This window comes from Streptomyces sp. SID14436 (genome assembly GCF_010548465.1).
Taxonomy (GTDB): domain Bacteria; phylum Actinomycetota; class Actinomycetes; order Streptomycetales; family Streptomycetaceae; genus Streptomyces.
Genome location: NZ_JAAGMD010000105.1, coordinates 1 through 3,037, shown reverse-complemented (window position 1 = coordinate 3,037; position 3,037 = coordinate 1). Strand labels below are relative to the sequence as shown.

The window sequence follows — 3,037 nt, the reverse complement described above, 5'->3', positions numbered from 1 at the left end:
CGAGAAGCAGCGCGGCCGTCCACCACAGGGCGGCGACCGGGACGACGAGCGCGAGGCGCAGGGCGTGCCGGACGGCCCGCCGGACGGGCACGGCGGCGGTGGTGTGCCGGGCCGGGTCGTCCAGGAGGAACGCCAGGCCGACGGCGAACGCCACGGTGGCCGCCCTGAGCACCTGGACGGTGAACCACGCGTCCGGGTTCTGCGTCAGCCGGGGCGACACGGCGAGCAGCAGGCCCACCGCGCTCCCCGCGCCGATCGCCCGCCACGGCACGGTCCGCGCGACCGGGCGCACCAGCCCGGGCACCAGTGCCCGCCATCCGGCCGGGTGTCCCGCGGGCGGTCCCCCGGGCGGTGCCGCCCGTTCCGGCCCGGCCGACGGCGTCCGCCGTCCCGTCACAGGCACGTGTCCTCCCCCTCCGGCGACGGCAGCCCCAGCACCTCGGCGACCCGGTCGGTCGTCACCTTCGGCGCGGTCAGCTCGTCCCAGTGCGCCCGCACCTTCGCGGCCGTCTCGGAGCGGGGGCGGTCCAGCAACGCGCGGACCACTTCGGTGTGCGCGGCGGTCATGTACGTCGGCTCGGTCTGCGAGATGACGAGGGCGCTGCCGGTGTCGCTGTCGTCCAGGCGGACCCGGCGCAGGTCGGCCACCGGGTCGGGCCGGCCGGCCAGCGCCAGCCACATGACGGTGACCGTGCGGCCGTCGCAGAACGCGGCCGCGTCCTTCTCGGTGCCGGCGACCAGCACGCCGGCCACGGCGGTGGTGAACTCCGGGACGCGGTTGCCGCCCCAGGAGGTGCCGACGGTCACCTCACCGGGCCGGGTCAGCGCGGGGATCGACGAGTCGCCGGTCAGGCCGTACCGCGCCTCCACGCGCTGCCGGACGACCAGCCGCCGGTCGGCCGCCGCGTCACCGGCGAGCGCGGTGACCGACTCCAGGGCGGCCGCCCAGTCGCCGGTGCGCGCGGTCCACTCCGGGAAGGCGCAGTACCGCACGCCGTCGCGGCCGGTGCATTCGTGCACCTGCTGCGGGACGGCGGAGTAGCGCGTACGGGCGTCCTTCGTCTCCGGGGACACCCCGCCGGCCTGCCCCACCGCGCCGGCCAGGGTCAGCAGGACCGCGCCGGCGGAGGCCGCCCGCAGGGTCCGCACCCGTCCGGCGCCGGACAGCAGGACGGCGGCGAACGCCAGGGTCAGCCCCAGCCCGGCCAGGTACAGGGCGTGCCAGGCGGCGGGGCGGCCGATCAGGCCGGACGGCAGCGTGTGGGAGCCGCCCTCCGCGACGAGCGGCATCAGCCAGCGGGTCGCGCTGTCCTCGTCGGTGCTGATGGAGGCGAACATGCCGAAGAACAGGCACAGGACGATGAACAGCGGGGCGGCGAGCGCCGACCGCACCAGCCGGGCCAGCAGGGCGCCGAGGGAGCCGAGCAGCAGCACGCACAGCGGGCCCACGAGCAGTTCGCCGGGCGAACCGTGGCCGACCGCGCCGGGCTTGAGGGCCTCCCAGGTGAACTGGGCCGCCACGCCCACGGCGGTGACCAGGGTGAGCGCGCCGACCGACAGCAGGTGGGCGACGGTGCGGCACCACCGCGGGAGCACCAGGACAGTCAGGTGCCGTTCGGTGTCGTGCCGCCCGTCCCGCAGCATCGCCTGGTTGACGCACAGCAGGACGGCGAGGCCGACGAGCAGCGGGCCGTTCTGGGTGGCGCGGTCGGCGTCCTGGAGCGCGGGGAAGCCGTCCCAGGAGGTGCGGGTGCTCCACACGGTCAGGGACACGTACAGGGCGAGGGCGACGAGGACGGGCACCCGCAGCAGCAGTCTGCGGGTCTCGAAGCGGGCCAGGGCGAACACGGCCGCCCAGGAGCCGCCGTGCGCCGCGGGGGCGGCCGGCCGGGTGGGCGCAGCGGTCTCGGTCACGGTGCTCACGCCGTCACCTCCACGCCCGCGTCGTCGAGGGTGAGCAGGTAGCCGTCCTCCAGGGTGGGTTCGAGGAGGTCGGCACCGGAGGGCGGGTCCCCCACGTTGCGGTAGGTGCCCAGACCGGTGCGCCAGCCGGCCTTGGCTCCGGGAGCGCGCTCGGCGCTGCTCCACACCCGGCCGTCGGCGCGGGCGGTCAGTTCGGCCGGGGTGCCGTCGAAGCGCACGGTGCCGGCCGCCATGACCACCACCCGGTGGCAGAGCATCGCCACGTCCTCCGTCTGGTGCGTGGACAGCAGCACGGTGCGGCCCTCACCGGCGTGGGCGATCAACTCGCGGAACCGCATGCGCTGTTCGGGGTCGAGGCCGACGGTCGGCTCGTCCAGGACGAGGAACCCGGGGTCGCCGACGAGGGCGGCGGCCAGGGCGACGCGCTGCCGCATCCCGCCGGACAGCTTCTTGATGCGCTTGCCGCGCACGTCGCCGAGGCCCACCTCCTCCAGGACGCGCCGCACCTCGCGGTGCCGGGCGGCACGGTCGGTGAGCTCCTTGAGGATCGCCACGTAGTCGACGAACTCGAAGGCCGTGAAGTCGGGGTGGAAGCCCGGCGTCTGCGGCAGGTAGCCGAGGGCGCGCCGGACCTCCTGGCGCCCGCGCGAGGTGGCGGGGTCGTGGCCCAGCACGGTGAAGGCACCGCGGTCGGGGGGCACGGCGGTGGCCAGCACCCGCAGCAGCGTGGTCTTGCCCGCGCCGTTGGGGCCGAGCAGCCCGGTGACGCCGGCGGACAGCGTCAGCGACACGTCGTCGAGGGCACGGGTGCCCCCGTAGTGGAGGCTCAGCCCGGAGGCGGAGACGGAGGGGATCATGCGGAACTCCCGTAGGTGGGGCGGAAGAAGCCGAAGGCAGGGGCCGCCGGAGCGGGCCCGGTGACGGCGGAGAAGGCGGAGAAGGGGGCGGCGGGGAAGGGGCGGGCGGTCATCCGGTGGCCGCCGGCCCCGTCCCGCCGCCCAGGTCGAAGCGTTCGCGCAGCAGGAACACGAGCGCGGTGCCGACGCCCGCGACGAGGGCCGCCGCGCCCTGCCCCGCCGCGGTGAACGGGGCCAGCGGGGCGTCGGCGCCCGCC

The 3,037-nt window shown here is 76.5% G+C and carries 2 protein-coding genes and 1 pseudogene; all 3 read right to left on the bottom strand.

What is annotated here, in order from left to right:
- A pseudogene (locus G3I53_RS04120) lies at nucleotides 1-307 on the bottom strand (ABC transporter); the annotation flags it as partial.
- Between the two features lie 86 nt (nucleotides 308-393).
- Nucleotides 394-1,923 (bottom strand): ABC transporter permease, encoded by a 1,530-nt coding sequence (locus tag G3I53_RS04115; RefSeq protein WP_343240553.1) that lies wholly within the window; start codon nucleotides 1,921-1,923, stop codon nucleotides 394-396.
- Entirely contained in the window at nucleotides 1,920-2,780 is an 861-nt protein-coding gene (locus G3I53_RS04110) for an ABC transporter ATP-binding protein (RefSeq protein ID WP_164332723.1), read from the bottom strand. The genes G3I53_RS04115 and G3I53_RS04110 overlap by 4 nt, the downstream gene beginning before the upstream one ends.
- Nucleotides 2,781-3,037: the final 257 nt, after the last annotated feature.

Bases quoted from the DNA above. Each gene is read 5' to 3' on its own strand.
- G3I53_RS04110 (WP_164332723.1), bottom strand. From the start codon at position 2,780: ATGATCCCCTCCGTCTCCGCCTCCGGGCTGAGCCTCCACTACGGGGGC.